This is a genomic window from Mucilaginibacter sp. RCC_168 (assembly GCF_041355315.1).
GTDB lineage: Bacteria > Bacteroidota > Bacteroidia > Sphingobacteriales > Sphingobacteriaceae > Mucilaginibacter.
In genome coordinates, this window is sequence record NZ_JBFUPN010000021.1 from 43,865 (window position 1) to 60,341 (window position 16,477).

At 41.7% G+C, this 16,477-nt stretch carries 14 protein-coding genes; 9 read left to right on the forward strand and 5 right to left on the reverse strand.

Annotated features, from left to right (window positions below; translation table 11 throughout):
• Nucleotides 1–13: 13 nt before the first annotated feature.
• Together AB6735_RS19915 and AB6735_RS19920 are read right to left on the reverse strand one after the other, a co-directional pair.
• Nucleotides 14–1,399: a DNA/RNA non-specific endonuclease gene (locus AB6735_RS19915; protein WP_370997776.1), complete on the reverse strand. Its 1,386-nt coding sequence runs from the start codon at nucleotides 1,397–1,399 to the stop codon at nucleotides 14–16.
• Nucleotides 1,400–1,796: 397 nt separating this feature from the next.
• The gene (locus tag AB6735_RS19920) at nucleotides 1,797–2,999 is read right to left on the reverse strand and encodes a proline dehydrogenase family protein (RefSeq protein ID WP_370997777.1); all 1,203 of its coding nucleotides are present in this window, start codon (nucleotides 2,997–2,999) and stop codon (nucleotides 1,797–1,799) included.
• Nucleotides 3,000–3,057: 58 nt separating this feature from the next.
• On the opposite strand from AB6735_RS19920, the gene AB6735_RS19925 reads away from it, so the two are divergent.
• The 8 genes from AB6735_RS19925 to AB6735_RS19960 all read left to right on the forward strand — a co-directional run bounded on the left by AB6735_RS19925 (nucleotide 3,058) and on the right by AB6735_RS19960 (nucleotide 11,512).
• Nucleotides 3,058–3,264 (forward strand): RNA-binding S4 domain-containing protein, encoded by a 207-nt coding sequence (locus AB6735_RS19925; RefSeq protein WP_370997779.1) that lies wholly within the window; start codon nucleotides 3,058–3,060, stop codon nucleotides 3,262–3,264.
• 2 nt (nucleotides 3,265–3,266) lie between these two features.
• Nucleotides 3,267–4,325, forward strand: a complete 1,059-nt coding sequence (gene aroB / locus AB6735_RS19930) for a 3-dehydroquinate synthase (protein WP_370997781.1) — start codon at nucleotides 3,267–3,269, stop codon at nucleotides 4,323–4,325.
• Nucleotide 4,326: 1 nt separating this feature from the next.
• Nucleotides 4,327–5,226 (forward strand): sterol desaturase family protein, encoded by a 900-nt coding sequence (locus AB6735_RS19935; protein WP_370997782.1) that lies wholly within the window; start codon nucleotides 4,327–4,329, stop codon nucleotides 5,224–5,226.
• A gap of 236 nt (nucleotides 5,227–5,462) precedes the next feature.
• Complete coding sequence (locus AB6735_RS19940) at nucleotides 5,463–6,365, forward strand: prephenate dehydratase (RefSeq protein ID WP_370997784.1); 903 nt, start codon at nucleotides 5,463–5,465, stop codon at nucleotides 6,363–6,365.
• 84 nt (nucleotides 6,366–6,449) lie between these two features.
• Nucleotides 6,450–7,577 carry a chorismate mutase gene (locus AB6735_RS19945; RefSeq protein ID WP_172333190.1) on the forward strand — a complete coding sequence of 376 codons (1,128 nt, stop codon included), beginning with the start codon at nucleotides 6,450–6,452 and terminating at the stop codon, nucleotides 7,575–7,577.
• Nucleotides 7,578–7,589: 12 nt separating this feature from the next.
• Entirely contained in the window at nucleotides 7,590–8,900 is a 1,311-nt protein-coding gene (gene aroA, locus AB6735_RS19950; protein ID WP_370997785.1) for a 3-phosphoshikimate 1-carboxyvinyltransferase, read from the forward strand.
• Nucleotides 8,901–9,070: 170 nt separating this feature from the next.
• Nucleotides 9,071–10,165, forward strand: coding sequence for a chorismate synthase (aroC, locus tag AB6735_RS19955; protein WP_370997787.1), 1,095 nt, complete (start codon nucleotides 9,071–9,073; stop codon nucleotides 10,163–10,165).
• 111 nt (nucleotides 10,166–10,276) lie between these two features.
• On the forward strand, nucleotides 10,277–11,512 hold the full coding sequence (locus AB6735_RS19960) for an MFS transporter (RefSeq protein WP_370997788.1): 1,236 nt from the start codon (nucleotides 10,277–10,279) through the stop codon (nucleotides 11,510–11,512).
• On the opposite strand, the gene AB6735_RS19965 is transcribed toward AB6735_RS19960, so the two are convergent.
• A complete protein-coding gene (locus AB6735_RS19965; RefSeq protein ID WP_370997790.1) occupies nucleotides 11,509–12,024 on the reverse strand; it encodes a DinB family protein in 516 nt (171 codons plus the stop codon). The genes AB6735_RS19960 and AB6735_RS19965 overlap by 4 nt on opposite strands.
• Before the next feature lie 240 nt (nucleotides 12,025–12,264).
• Nucleotides 12,265–13,368: an alpha/beta hydrolase-fold protein gene (locus tag AB6735_RS19970; RefSeq protein WP_370997792.1), complete on the reverse strand. Its 1,104-nt coding sequence runs from the start codon at nucleotides 13,366–13,368 to the stop codon at nucleotides 12,265–12,267.
• Between the two features lie 311 nt (nucleotides 13,369–13,679).
• On the opposite strand from AB6735_RS19970, the gene AB6735_RS19975 reads away from it, so the two are divergent.
• Entirely contained in the window at nucleotides 13,680–15,224 is a 1,545-nt protein-coding gene (locus AB6735_RS19975) for a L,D-transpeptidase family protein (RefSeq protein WP_370997794.1), read from the forward strand.
• An 86-nt stretch (nucleotides 15,225–15,310) separates the two neighbouring features.
• Here AB6735_RS19975 and AB6735_RS19980 read toward each other — a convergent pair whose 3' ends face one another.
• A complete protein-coding gene (locus AB6735_RS19980; protein ID WP_370997796.1) occupies nucleotides 15,311–16,096 on the reverse strand; it encodes a murein L,D-transpeptidase catalytic domain family protein in 786 nt (261 codons plus the stop codon).
• Between the last annotated feature and the right edge of the window lie 381 nt (nucleotides 16,097–16,477).

Consider the following 16,477-nt stretch of genomic DNA (forward strand, 5'->3'; position numbering starts at 1 on the left):
TAAATTTAGATGATTAGTTGGCTGTACCCGCGTCTCGCTTTGTTTCCAATGCGGTACGTATACTGGCAGGCAAATTGGAAAACAAGGTATAGCCTGTAGCGTTCTCGATATCTTTTACTGTAGTGATATACTGAGTCCAGTCTGTGCTGAGGGTGTTGATATTAGGTGTATTTACGGCTATCACCCGGGTATCAGTGGTAATACGACTCAAATCGTTATTTCCATTGGGGAGAACCACAATCACCTTCCAGATGTTGGATGGTACAACTACATGTCCACCATCAACCGTGGTAGCAGAGCTGCTGGAGCCGGTACCACCCGAACCATAACTCCCCATCACTACATAGATCTCATTGCCTGCGGTTACTAAAGACCGGCCATAAGCTTCCAGGTTGGCCCAGGTATGCTCGTTATTGTTGGGGGCCTGCGGAATCATATTATCCATTAAAAAAGTGGCTTGATTAGCCGCTGTGGTAGAAGTCCTGTCGGCGCTTGGGCAGTTATGTCCCCTGTCAAAACCCGAACCCGAATAGCTGGTATTGGATACTTCATACCAGCCGGCAGGCAAATTGGTATCCGCCCTAAAGTCATTAGAGCGATCAATAGAACCTAATGACGTACTACCTACATACCAGCTTACCCAGTTGGGTACGCCTTTATCACGATTGTAACTCTCGATATAATAAGTCTGATCGATCAGGTAATTATCCGCATTAGCAGTACTATTAGTGGCAGCGCTTGGGTTACCTAACAATAAGTTAGTATTATCAGCTGTTGAACTTCCTGATCCTCCACTGGTTCCACCTCCTGACCCACTGTCAAAGCTGTTGATGGTAAAATCATCAATGTTAATTCGGTTGGCCCCCCCCGAAGTCTTTCTCAGTTGAAACCGTAAAGAACCGGATTGGTTAACATTAAAAGTAGCCGTGTTTAACGTAGTACTTGATGCTGTTATCTCAATAGATCCCACTTGTGTATAACTGCTTCCTCCGTTTGCGGAAACCCATAACTGAAATGCTGAAGATCCATCGGTACCATAAACCGCGTAATTCATAGTAACGGTCGAAGCACCTGTACTGACATCAAAGTTCATACTTAATGTTCCGGTATTACGGATCCGAACAGAGCGGCTGCCATTTTTCTGGTCAGAAGTACTGGTCCCGATCAAAGCGTCATCAAGATTCCAGGAGCCGCTATTCAATGCAACATCGGCTGCTGCATAACCGGTCTTTGATCCGGACTCAAAATCTTCATCAAAAGTTTGTACCACTGCCTGAGTTTTTGCTTTGGTACTGATCGTTGCAGGATCTGTTGGAATTGGGCTTACTAATGATTTCTGGCAGGATATCAATAGCAGTGATGAGATAAGGAGAACAAATGAAGACCGTTTTAATTGCATACTATTTAATTTAGTTTATAATGCAATAAAATTAAGCCAGGCAATATTAGCCCCTGATTAAATGATTGTTCTTTAATTATTAAGAAAATGGAATATCCAGATGAACTGCCTCAATTCATTTCTACAAGCATTCATCATGTTGTATCATTGCTGAGTTGACGTTTAGCAAAAAATATTTATGCAAAAACATGGTTTACACTGTAAACCGTTTTTTTATGGTAAAATAAAAATAACTAATTGATTAACAGAAATTTAAATACATTTTAACCATAAAAAGTGTAAACCATGTAAACCCAATTTTTGTTAATGGGGTATTGATTAAATGGCTTTTAAAGATAATTAACAAGGCCACTCCTTTTTAAAGAAATGGCCTTGTTGATATTGTTGCAATATATAGTTATTGCTTCCGTCTTTTCCGTTCTTTCACAATCAAACTAAGCTCTCGGCTCATTTGGCCGGCTATAGCTGTATTTTCCTGCGCGCGCCTGAATAAGTAGGGCAATACAGCCTTTATTGGGCCATACGGAACGTACTTGGCTACATTATACTGAGCATCAGCCAGATTAAAGCTCAGGTTATCGCTCATCCCTAATAGTTGCGAAAAATACACGTGAGGGTGTTTATGATCAATTCCTTTGGTATCTAAAAGCTCGGCCAATAATCGGCAGCTTTCTTCATTGTGGGTACCGGCAATAAACGCGATTTTATCAATATGCGTGGTACAGTAATCCAACGCAGAATCATAATCCAGATCGGTAGCTTTTTTATCCAGTTGTATTGGTGACGGGTAACCATTTTCTGCTGCACGTCTGCGTTCTTTTTCCATATAGGCACCACGCACAATTTTGGCCCCTAAAATAAAGCCTTCACTAACAGCAATTTCATGATCGTTTAATATAGATGCCAGCTTATCATGCCTGTACATTTGATAGGTATTATAAACTATCGCCGTTTTAGTATTAAAGCGGCTCATCATGGTCAGGGCTAAAAGATCAATGGTTTCCTGTATCCAGCTCTCTTCTGCATCTATCATTACCGGTACGTTATTGGCATGTGCCTTATCGCATATAGCCAATACTCTATTTTGTACTCTTTGCCATTCTTTTTCTTCCTCTGCATTAAGAGCAAGTTTGGCATCCAATTTCTCCAGCAACGCAAACCTGCCAACACCGGTTACCTTGAAAACAGTAAGCGGTACAGCCTTGTCCGAAGTTGCACGTTCTATGGTACGGATGATCTCATCACGGGTGCTGTCAAAAACAGCTTCGTCATCCTCTCCTTCTATAGAGTAATCTAATATGGTACCAACTCCACCACTATTCAAATTCTTAATGGTATTATTACACTCAGTAATGGTTTCGCCACCGCAAAAGTGTTTAAATATGGTTGCCTTGATCAGACTTTTGATAGGTAATCCTATTTTAATAGCAAAGTTGGTTACCGGAGGCCCTATCTTTACTAAAAAGTTAATATTGATTATCTTGAATAACCAGTAAGCCCGGTTAAGATCAGCATTGGATGAGTGACGGAAAGCGATTTCTGTATTTTCAAAAGAGGGCTTAACCTGTTGAGTTTTATTATTCGTTTGGTTAGAAAGCATCTGCAAAATTATAAAATGATATCTCAATATTCCATGAATAGTTTATTTTTGCCGCTCCATGACAGAATTTAAATTAATAGGCGACCATATTCCAATGATACAGCTGCTAAAAGCTGCCAACCTGGTATCAACAGGTGGAGAGGCACAAATAGTTGTAAGTGAAGGAGAAGTGAAATATAATGGAGAGGTTGACTATCGAAAACGCCTTAAAGTTAAACGCGGAGACATTGTTGAATTTAGGGGAAATAAAATCCTGGTAATATGATCATGAATACCATTCAAAGCGACAACTATCCTATATATTTTAATAACAGCATTGACGAACTGGTTAACTTTGTAAAAAAAGGCGCCTATTCCAAATTTTTTATTTTAACTGACGAAAATACCGGCGTTCATTGTTTACCTCTTGTAAAAAGTAAGTTAGATGAACTTGGTGATTACGATCTTATCGAAATAAATGCCGGCGAAGAGAGCAAGGACATCGATTTTTGCATCGGCGTATGGAAAATGCTGATAGATTTTGGTGCCGACCGCAAAAGCTTGATGATAAACCTTGGCGGAGGCGTTGTAACCGATCTGGGAGGCTTTGCTGCCTCAACCTTTAAAAGGGGAATTGACTTTGTACATGTACCTACTACCCTGCTATCACAGGTAGATGCCTCCGTTGGTGGTAAAACAGGTATTGACATTGATAGTATCAAAAACATCGTAGGTACTTTTACTCAACCCAAAGCTGTATTTATTGAGTACGATTTTTTAAAAACCCTCCCCCCTCGTCAAATACTTTCGGGTCTGGCAGAAATGCTTAAACACGGCCTGATAGCTGATGCTGCTTATTGGGACGAACTGAAGTCAAGCGATCTGAAAAACCCTGCACTTCAATGGGTTTATCGTTCTGTAGAGATAAAAAATGTGATCACTATTGAAGACCCTACAGAAAAAGGCATCCGGAAAGCTTTAAATTTTGGTCATACTATTGGTCATGCGGTTGAGACCAATTCATTGATCAACGATAAAGATCCACTATCTCATGGTGAAGCCATAGCTATCGGCATGATCTGCGAATCATATCTTGCTCATAAAAAAACAGGTTTAAGCGTAGAAGAGTTGAATGAGATCACCCGTGTATTCAGTGACCTTTATCCAAGATATACGATCAAAGAGAATGATTTTGATACCCTGTTTGCTATCATGCAAAAGGATAAAAAGAACCAGGATAATAAAATAAATTGCACTTTGCTTACTAAAATTGGGCAATGCAATATTGATAATATCTGTACAGAAGCCGAACTTCGTGAAAGTTTAATATATTACATTAATTTGTAAAATGTCTGAGTTAGATCCCCGGAATAGGGCCGCACTGGTGCTGATGGGTTTACTGGTGGTATTAACCATTGTTGAAATGGGGTTAAGCTACTGGGAAAATCGCAAATACTATGAAAAACGCGATACGTTCAATAATATCTACCTAACCTCAATCGCGGTAGTTACCAACCTTTTAGTTAAAGCCAGTACCTTTTTCATGCTGAGTTTTGCCTATCAGTTCAGGCTTTTTCAAATCCACAACGTTTATCTGTATTGGTTTGTACTGGTTGTTGTACAGGACTTTTTGTACTGGGTGCTGCATTACACCGGGCATTATTGCAGGCTTTTTTGGGCAATGCACGTAACGCATCACTCGTCTGAGCATTTTAATTTAACCACAGGTTTCCGGTCGACAGTTTTTGAACCCTTTTACCGTACTTTTTTTTATTTGCCATTAGCGTTGATGGGGTTTAATGCCATTGATATTTTATATGCGTATCTCATCACCCAGCTTTACGGCAATATAGTACACACCCAATATAAAGTAGCGCTCCCTAAATGGTACGGATGGCTTTTTGTAACACCGGCGCATCATAGAGTGCATCATGCCTCCAATATTCCGTACCTGGATAAAAACATGGGCATGATGCTCATCATCTGGGACAGAATGTTTAATACTTTCAGGGATGAAGATCTACCAGAACCGGTTAAATACGGGCTTACCAAACAACCAGAAGACATGGGCCCAGTGAATATTATCTTTCATGAATGGAAGGCCCTCATCCATGATGTTAAATTTGCACCAGGTTTCAGGAATAAGATTGGGTACCTGTTAAATCCCCCTGGATGGAGTCATGATGGTAGTTCGCAAACAGCCCGCGCACTGCAACGTGAATACGAAAAACAAACTTTAGACAAATAAAATTCTGTTCAGCTTGTTTATTTCACAAAAAATAAAATTTTCTATTGACAAAAACATTTTTTACCGTACATTTACAGCGTAATAAAAAACAAATGAAATTCACAAGCGCATATTACTTCGGTTACTACTTTTACTTTAACAGTGAGAGCCGGGACTAATATGTACTTAACACACACATAAAGAACTTAAAAAGTCCCGGCACAAAATGCCGGGACTTTTTGCTTTAACAGGGGTTTATGAAGATAGAAAGACCAAGAGTTGCAATTCAGGGAATACGCGCTTCTTTTCACGAAGAAGCTGCTTTACGGTATTTTGGAGAGAACACGCAAACCATTGAATGTAACACATTTAAACAAACTTTTGAGACTCTAAAAAACAGAGAGGCAGATTATGTGGTGATGGCTATTGAGAATAGCATTGCCGGAAGTATATTGCCTAATTATACCCTATTACTTGATTATGGTTTCCCAGTGGTAGGCGAAATCTACTTGCCTATTCAACTGCATTTAATGGCATTGCCCGGTGTAAAATTTGAGGATATCAAATATGTAACCTCCCACCCTATCGCTTTACGCCAGTGTGTTGATTTTTTTGATGAATACCCACATCTTAAAATTGTAGAAAGTAATGATACCGCTGCTTGTGCCAAACGTATCAGAGAAGAACAGTTAACTGACACAGTTGCCATTGCAAATTCACTTGCCGCCAAACTTTACGGATTGGATGTGCTGGAACGCCGCATAGAATCAAACAAGAAGAACTTTACCCGTTTCCTGATCCTTACCCACCATGATAACGTGGAAAAGAAGAACTCTAATAAAGCCTCACTTTGCTTTCAGGTAAGCAACAAAGTAGGCGCATTGGCCAAAGTGCTTAACATTTTTGCCGAAGAGGGTGTGAATATGAGCAAAATACAATCTATGCCTATTTTGGGTAAACGTAATGAATATAACTTTTACGTAGATATTGAATGGGACGAACCAAAACAATACGATGTATCAATAAGACAAATACTTAAATACACGCATAATTTTAACATACTTGGCGAATATGAAAGACATGATGATGAATTAACAACTCCCAAACCTCAAAAAAACGACCGGATACGAAAGTATATCAATATCCGCCGAAACATCTAAGACCCAGTAATTAATAAACAAGATTTAAACAAAATATAAAAACACACCGGTAAAAAACTAAAATGCCGGACAAATAACAAAACGATGAAATTGAATTTAAACATACAGCCGCTTCATACCTGGATCAAAACCGGAAAAGAACCATTGGTAATAGCAGGCCCTTGTAGCGCCGAAACTGAAGATCAATTAGTGGCTACAGCTCATTTATTGGCTCAAACCGGTCGTATCTCTGCATTACGTGCGGGTATCTGGAAACCACGTACTCGTCCGGGTGAATTTGAAGGCATTGGTAGCATAGGCCTGGAATGGCTTAAGCGTGCCAAAGAAGAAACCGGATTACCTACAGCTGTGGAAGTGGCAACTGCAAAACACGTAGAAGAGGCGTTAAAAGCAGGTGTAGATATTTTATGGGTGGGTGCTCGTTCAACCGTTAACCCTTTCACGGTACAAGAAATTGCTGATGCTTTACAAGGTGTTGACGTGCCGGTAATGGTTAAAAACCCGGTAAACCCCGATCTTTCTTTATGGATAGGTGCGTTAGAGCGTATCAACAATGCGGGCATCACTAAACTGGCTGCTATTCACCGTGGGTTTTCATCTTATGAAAAATCAGCTTTCCGTAATGAACCAATGTGGGATATCGCCATCAATTTAAAAACACTGGCCCCTGAACTGCCGATCATTAACGATCCAAGCCACATTTCTGGAAATCGCGACCTGATCGGTTACATTTCACAAAAAGCATTAGATCTTGATATGCAAGGCTTAATGATCGAATCACATATCGACCCAAGCGTAGCCTGGACAGATGCCAAACAACAAGTTACCCCTGCTGCCTTAGCCGACATTATTGATCACCTGGCCTTACGTAAACCAGAGATCCGTAATGCAGAGTTAAATGACAAACTTGCTGAATTACGCAGCCAGATAGATAAAATTGACGACCTGGTTATTCAGAAAATAGCTGAGCGTATGCAAATTGCCGAGAAGATCGGTAACTACAAAAAGGACAACAATATCACCATTTTACAGGTAGGCCGTTGGGATGAGATCGTTCAAAAACGCACTAACTATGCAAAAGCGTTAAAGTTAGGTTCTGAATTTACCGAAAAATTATTAGAGCTTTTACACAGTGAGTCGATCCGCAGACAAACCGAGATCATGAACACCAATGAGGCCGGACAAGCAGCAGAAAAACTTACCCACGTATAATAGAATATATTGATGCAAAACGTCATCCTGAAAAAAAGCAATAAGCAAATAAACGGCACGGTACATCTTACCGGCTCAAAAAGCGAATGTAACCGTGCATTGGTTATAGAGGCTCTGAGCAATGGTAAGGTGAAAGTAGAGAACGTGTCTGACGCCGCCGATGCAGTATTGCTGGCGGGTATATTGAGAAGTTCTGAGTCTGAAATTCTAAGTCTTGAGTCTAAAGTCTTAAGTCAGAATTCAAAAGACTCAGAACTCAAGACTCAAGACTCAAGACTTGTAGACATCGGCCCTGCCGGTACAGCTATGCGCTTTTTAACCGCCTATTTTGCTATACAGGATAATGAAGTCATATTAACCGGCAGCCAAAGGATGAAGGAAAGACCAATAGGCATATTGGTCGACGCGCTTAGAGAGTTAGGTGCCCATATTGATTATGAAGAAAAAGAGGGCTATCCCCCTATAAAACTAAAAGGCAGTTTCGGGCAGCTAACTAGTAAGATCAGTATTAAAGGTAACATCAGCAGTCAGTACATTACTGCCCTGTTACTCATCGCTGCGCGGCTGCCTTTTGGTTTGGAGCTTCATATTGAAGGTGAATTAACCTCTCGCCCATATGTAGAAATGACGCTTGCCATGCTGGAAACAGCCGGTATACAACATCAATGGCAGGATAACGTTATTGCAATAGCAAATCAGGAATTTACTACCACTTCATTACACGTTGAACCAGATTGGAGCGCGGCGTCATACTGGTATGCCATAGCTGCACTGGCCGACCAGGCGGAATTGTTCTTAACCGGACTAACACCGTACAGCTTACAAGGTGATAGTGTGATCACCGAGATCATGGCTAATTTTGGCATCACTTCGCAGTTCAAAGATGGCGGTGTTCTGCTAACCAAAGAGAATAAACCATTTAGCCACAAAATATTTGATCTGAAGGAATGTCCAGACCTTGCACAAACCATTGTTGTGGTATGTGCAGCTTTAGGACATGAAGCAGCTTTCACCGGCTTGGAAACCCTGAAAATAAAGGAAACTGACCGTATCTTAGCTTTGCAAAACGAACTGGCCAAAATGGGCGTAAAACTGATTGAGAATAACGAAGTATATCAGTTAGATTGCAGCGGAAAATTTATTCCGGAACGCATGTTTATCAATACCTACCATGATCACCGTATGGCTATGGCATTTGCACCGCTTGCCCTGATCATTCCTGAACTGGAGTTTGAGAACGGGCCGGTAGTTGATAAATCATACCCCGCTTTCTGGACCGACCTGGCCAAACTTGGCTTTGAAGTTCAGGAAGTAAAAGGATAAGGTTAAATAACTACTAAGCGTCATTGCGGGCGATAGCGTGGCAATCCCCGACACACAGAGCAGCTTTGCTAATTGGGGATTGCTTCGTACCTCGCAATGACGATTTAAACAAATAGATTTGAGATGCACCTTCTCAAATCTCATATCTAACACATCACATATTTAATATCATGGCAGGCAACTCATTCGGGCAAATATTCAGAATAACCACCTTTGGCGAATCACATGGTGAAGCTATCGGGGTAATTATTGATGGATGCCCTGCGCAATTACCGGTCGACCTGGATTACATTCAGGGTGAACTGGATAAACGCAAACCCGGTCAGTCAAAAATAACCACGCAACGTAAGGAAAGCGACACTGTAAAGATCCTTTCAGGTGTATTTGAGGGTAAAACCACAGGAACACCTATAGCTATGCTGATCCCTAATGAAGATCAGCGCTCTAAAGATTACAGTCATAATGTGGATGTGTTCCGCCCCTCCCATGCCGATTATACTTACCAAACCAAATATGGCATTCGCGATCATCGCGGTGGTGGTCGTTCATCCGCCCGTGAAACCGCGGCACGGGTTGCTGCAGGAGCTTTAGCCAAGCTTTTATTAAAAAGCCAGGGTATCGAAATAGCGGCCCATGTAAGCAGCGTAGGTACCATTAATGCACCTAATGTAAGCATCCACAGTGTACAGGAGTTTATTGACGAACGCGAAAAAAACATTGTACGCTGTGCCGATCCGGCAACCGCCGAAGAAATGATCGCATTTATTGACAGTGTACGTAAAGACGGCGATACTGTTGGCGGCAAAATTAGTTGCCACATAAAAAACTGCCCTGTAGGCCTTGGCGAGCCGGTATTTGATAAGCTTCATGCCGATTTAGGTAAAGCTATGCTGAGCATCAACGCCGTACATGGTTTTGAATTTGGTTCGGGCTTTGCCGGCAGCGAAATGCGCGGATCGGAGCATAACGACATATTTGTAAAATCACATTTAGGCGATATCAGCACCATTACTAACTTCTCTGGTGGCATACAAGGTGGAATCAGTAATGGTATGCCTATTGAGTTTAAAGTAGCCTTTAAACCGGTAGCTACCATTATGAAGAACCAGGCAACTATTGACAGCGAAGGCAATGCGGCCGAAATATCAGGCAAAGGTCGCCATGATCCTTGTGTGGTACCGCGCGCCGTACCTATTGTTGAAGCTATGGCCGCACTGGTCTTAGCCGATCACTGGCTCAGGAACAGGAATTCTATTTTAAGCTGAAAGCTCAAGGCATAAAGCCTTAAGCAACTTAAATAGTCCATAAAGCCCGGAGCCAAAAAGCTTTGGGCTTTTCGCCTTGAGCTTTCTGCTTATAATTATCTTTGTAAACCTATGCTAACCTCTGTCATCCAATTATACAAACAAGCTTATAGCGGACTATCTAAAAACAGCTGGTACCTGAGCATAGTGATGTTCATCAACCGGAGCGGAACTATGGTGGTGCCCTTTATGAGTATCTATACCATTCAGCAGCTGCATTTTACCATCGTACAATCGGGTTGGGTAATGGCATTTTTTGGTATAGGAGCCATATCAGGCGCATTTATTGGTGGCAGGTTAACCGATAAGATCGGCTTTTATGACATCCAGGTGGGCGCATTGCTTATTGGCGGCATATTATTCCTGATATTGGGTTATCAGCGTACTTTTCTGAGTGTAAGCATTGGCACTTTTATACTCAGTGTTTGTAACGAATCGTTTCGCCCGGCAAACTCCACAGCTATAGCGCATTACAGCAACGATGATAACAAGACCCGCTCCTACTCACTTAATAGGCTGGCAACCAATCTGGGTTGGGCCTTTGGCGGTGGATTAGGCGGTTTCCTGGCTTCATTCAATTACCATTTACTTTTTTGGGTTGATGGCTGTACTAATATTTTTGCTGCGCTTTTACTACTAAAGCTGATGCCACGTGCAACGATCAGGAAAACGGTTAAAGAGCTGGCTGATAAAGCCGCAGCCTCTACATCAGCCTATAAAGACGGTATTTACCTGGTGTTTATCTTATTATGTACTTTGTTCGCCACCTGCTTTTTTCAGTTCTTTATTATGCAACCTGTGTTTTATAAGATCCAATGGCATTTTAACGAACGTTTTATAGGCTTTCTGCTGGCTTTAAATGGCATACTCATCGTTCTGATCGAAATGGTATTGATCCATAAATTGGAGGGCAAAAGAAACCCGCTTACTTATATCAGCGCAGGTATTATTATAGCCGGTATCAGCTTTGCACTATTGAATTTGCTGCCACATGCGGCATGGGTGGCTATATTAGTCGTTGTGATGATCACCCTTGGCGAGATTATGAGTATGCCTTTTATGAATGCCTACTGGATAAACCGCACTACCAATAGTAATCGCGGCGAATATGCAGCATTATACAGCATGTCGTGGTCGGCGGCGCAGATCATTGCTCCTGCAGTTGGCAGTCAGATCATCGCATATGGTGGCTTTAGCATGCTCTGGTGGGTATTAGGTTCGGTATGTCTGTTATCGGCTACCGGCTTTTTTGTGCTGAAAAAGCTTACACCAAACACCAGGCCTATGCTTATTGAAAAAATTAATTAACTATTGTTTTTCAATACTTTAACCGTAACCAAAAGCTGCCCCAGATGCCGCATGGTATGCTCTGCGGCGTGTACATATAACCCAATTACGGTTGATGGCAATTGCGCCCTACCTACCCCACGCTCCTGTTTCAGTGTTTTCTCATCTGTTGTTTTCAATTGAGCAATGGCTTTATCAACCTCTTTATCAAATAGTTTTACCATATCAGCTGTAGTTGTATTTTCGGCTACTTTCCCTTCGGATGACAGATAATCCAGCTGTTCTGCGGTAAGCGCTTCTCCCCTGGCATAGGTAAAAAGCCGGTTTAGTACCCCGGTCAAATGCTGTAGGTGGAAGCCTGGAGATGCCATACCGGCCACCTTTTGCCATAATAGCTGATCCGCGAAACCGGCCATCAGTTCATGTAGTTCTTCCCTGGCCTGGAGCAGGGCTTGGGCCACGGGTTGAAGGAGTGCTGGCACATCATCCAAAGGCCCACGGAGCCAAACCTCGGTTTTGTTTTTTGCTGTCATCGTTTTTAGAAAATTGGTTTTGTTTTAAGCCTCCAAAAACTTTTTAAACCTTTAATTTTAACACTTTTTTAGGCAAAACAGGATAAAAAAGCGTGATTATTGTCCATTTTAACAAAGCTTCAACCCCATTTTAACACTTTTTAACAAATTTTTGATAAGTTTCGAAAGGTTTAAAAAGTATTAAATAACTGATATTGGAATAACTATATGAAAAACGATCAATTTTTGCTCCATTTTCCTTTAACTAAAACAGCCCGGCTTTCTCTTGAAAAAGAAAACCGGGCTGATATTACCTATGGTAAAGTTTGCGCTGCCCTCCTGTTCGTAGCCCGGGCGATAGGTAAGCTCTTTCAAATTCAATTGCGTAGTATTAAGGAGCATAAGCTCATTGCCTTCCATTTTTGGCGATGTCATGGTAGGTTGGCTGCCATCGGTAGTATAATGCAGCTCTTTCACAAAGTCACCCTGAAAACGCATTTTAAAAGGTTTGTCCTTCAGCAATACTCCACCCATGGGGTAAAAATTTAAATCCTGCTTGTTGTACCCGTGATAGGTTAACTTTAAACCATCATATACCGTGCGGAAGATCATACTGTTATGGGTTTCGTCATTATACAGCATCAGCTTATAATGCAAACCTGCGGGAGCTGCCTTTTGGATTATCGAATCCATGGCATTTACCCGCTGTTCTTTGGCCGGCTCTCCCTCTCGGCCGGTAATTAGCAAAGTGGTGTTGTTTAAGCTAATCTTACCTATGCTATCCCGTACCAGCTTGGGCAGGTAATCTTTGTCCCACCAAAAGCTTGGGTCGGCCAGCAGGTATGATTGAAAAAGCCGGGGTTCCTTCATCAGTGTATACATACCAAATAGTCCACCTAAGGAGCCGCCATGATAAGTATTCATGCCGGTAGTCCGGTACTTTTTGTTAATGTAAGGCATCAGCTCGGTTTTTATAAAGGCAATATAACGGGCGGCGCCGCCCGATTGCGGGTCTCCGTCTGTCCGGGTGGGTGTAAGATCGCGTCCTCGCATGTTTTGGCCTTGTAGCATGGTATTGGGCAGGCTCACCATAATATTAGCAGGTATAAACTGGATCTCTAAAAACCGCTCGATATTGCTTACTATCTGGGTATTCCATTCTCCGTCGGTAATATAGATCACATCGTATTTGATAGCGGCGGTATCACTGTAACCCTCCGGCAGTACAATTTCAATCGCCCGCTTTTCTTTGAGTATATTGGAATAAATAGTATCGCGGATAATATTTAACGATTTCAATTGCGCCAGAGCGCTGCTTGCTAAACAAACCAACAGGACAAAGAGCAGGGTAATAGATTTTTTCATATGATACAAATGTATTAAGGAACAGCTATGAAGTAGCCAAAATTGAGACTACACCCGGCAACAAAACGTTACAGCCAAAAGATCATTTAGCTTACTCCGTATCGCCGGAACTTCCCCCCTTTACCGTATCTTTGTATTTAAATATAGAAATGGCAGCCTTAAATGGTACACCTTATGATTTATACACCAGTAAGCATGAGCCAGAGTTCTGCCGTTTTGATATAAAACAGCGGTTTTAAAAAATAATCGTTGTCATTTTGCTTTGTGGTATGGCTATTGCTAACACAAGAATTATTAACTATACTTTTATCATGATTTTTGCCTTCTCAAAAAAGTCCCCCGTTTACCTGGTAATTCTGGGTCTTTTTGCATCCCTGTTTGCTTTGCAAAGCTGCAAAAAAAAGCATTCAGCCATAGCCGATCAACTTTTTAAAGTTACCCAGAATAAAATATATGAAGATATTGATCCTGATACACTGGCCGCTACACTTAAAAAAGAGATCGAAAGTCAAAAATCAAAAATCGCCAATGAATCGGTGATCGATTCCTTCCTCAAAAGAAATGATTACCAGCCCGTTCTGGTGATGAACCATTTTTTTAATGGCGACCTGGATATACTACCCGATTATTTTGATAAGATAACCGAGCACGGGTTGAGCAAAAAACCTTACCATATTACAGCTATCAGAACCCTTGTTGCCAAACTTCATGACAAAAATGGCATCCTATCAACCAATGAAGCTTACCATGAACTTGCAAGGCTTGAATTACTTACCGCCAGCTCACTGATCAAATACTCCAATGCCCTGCAATATGGGGTGGTGAATCCCCGGAAAATATTTTCCCGGTATTTTACTGCTACCAAACGACCGGATAGTATCAGCATGAGAAACGTATTGCTAGTAAAAGATTTAAAAGCATACCTCGACAGTATACAACCGGCCGACCCTCAGTACAAGATCCTGCAAAAGGCTTACCTGAACGGTACTGTAATGGATGGTCTTTCGGCCGAGGAATCCAAACGGTATTTTTTGGTGAACATGGAACGTTTACGCTGGAAAAATAAACCAACGGAACAAAAATATGTGATTGTGAACATACCCGATTTTAAACTGGATGTAATAGAAGATGGCAAATCGGTTTTAAACATGAAAGTGTGTGTGGGCCAAGGACGTAATATGGATGCCCATGCCAGCCTGATTTCCTATGTGGATAGTGACCGGTATGATAAACCTTTCCCGCGCGAAACGCCGCTGCTAAGCAGCGTGATCCATAGCGTTGAGGTAAACCCAACCTGGAATATCCCGCGAAGCATTGCTACCAAAGAGATCATCATTGAGGCAGCTGAAGATCCTTATTACTTATCAAACAAAAACATTGATGTGTACAAGGACGGAGTAAAAATTGAAGATCCGGAGACAATAGACTGGTCGACTGTAACCGCCGATAATCTACAGTATGATTTTAAACAACGACCCGGCGAGGAGAATTCATTAGGGAAAATAAAATTCCTGTTCAAGAATAAAAGCAGTGTGTACCTGCATGATACACCCGCGAAATCAGCCTTCAGAAAAGCTATGCGTGCAGTAAGCCATGGCTGCGTACGCCTGGGTGACCCTCAGGGGCTTGCCAAGAACCTTTTTGGTGAGGGCGAGGATTATGATATCATTGCCAAAGATATGAGCGAGGATAACCCCGAACCTACCAATATCGGCCTGCCTAAAAAAACACCGATATACATTACCTACGTTACCTGCTGGGCAGATGATGCCGGTGTATTACAACACCGCCAGGATGTTTACGGGCTGGATATTGTATTGTATGATCATTTAAAACCGCTGATGGGTGTTGATTAGTATCAAGTATCACGACAGATACATCTGTTTTATAAGCATGTAAAAAGATCCTGATACTTGATACTAATTACTTGATACTAAACCTCCTACAGTCTTGCCAAATCAAAATTGGTTGAATCTGCAGATATAAAGTTCAGCGGACCACTTTCATCAAGATATTTGGAGCTGTAGCTATCATCGTTGCCATTGATAAACAATACCGTTTTGCCTTTGATGGTATTGATCACCTTATCAATAACCCTGGGCGATACCGCCGGACAGCCAAAACTACGACCTACATATCCCTTACGGTTAATAGCAGCCTGGCTAACATAGCTGGCTCCATGAATCACGATATCGCGCATGCGGGCATTACCATTAAAGCCCTCATCCAGGCCGTCTAAATGTAAAGAGCGGCCATGCTTGCCCATGTAAACATTATCGGTAAGGTAAAAGCCCAGACTGCTTTGATGCGAGTCGTTCCTGTCAGAAAAATTGGTGGCCATTTCGTCACCACTACCCTGTCCGTGGGCCACCCAGGTATTGAGCAACAGCTGCTTGCTGAAAAGATCAATGATCCACATACGTTTTTCCCGGCTCGATTTGGTAAAATCGACCACAGTTAATACAGAACTGCTTTGTGGTAATTGATGGGAGAGCTTTAAATTGGTATAACCTGTAACCGCTTTTTCAAATACATTAAACGCCAAACCGGTTTGCTGCAGGCTGGCCGTCTGGTATAAACTATTTACATACTGATTAAATAGTTCCCTTGCATTTAGAGTTGAATTTACTTTTCCGTCTGATTTGTTCGCACCTGCGGATCTCCAGCTGATGATGGTTGTAGCTAAAAATAGAACCGCGAATGTGACACACCATAAGTGTTTCCTCATACTTGTGTTGAGTTTAATTTTAAACAATAATTTAAATTAGCAACAGGTTAAGTCGGTAACTGACCGGATTAGGAGCCGACCAATTACAAATGTATAATTTTTTACTTAAGTCAAAATCATTTTAGGATATTTTTTTACTAAAATGAAAATAAGTTTAAGATAAAGCAATTAAGCCTTAATTTATACGGAGAAAAACGACTAAAAGTTAGGAATATTGTTACGAGGGGGAAAATAAGTGGCGGGGCTAATAATATCGAACACTGAATTCTGAAGGATGGATGCTGAAGTCAGGGTGTCAAAGGAGCCTGTCGAAGCATGGTGGGCAGGCCTCTGCGCGCGCCCTTCGACAGGCTCAGGGTGACAAGCCTCTTTTAAAACCAC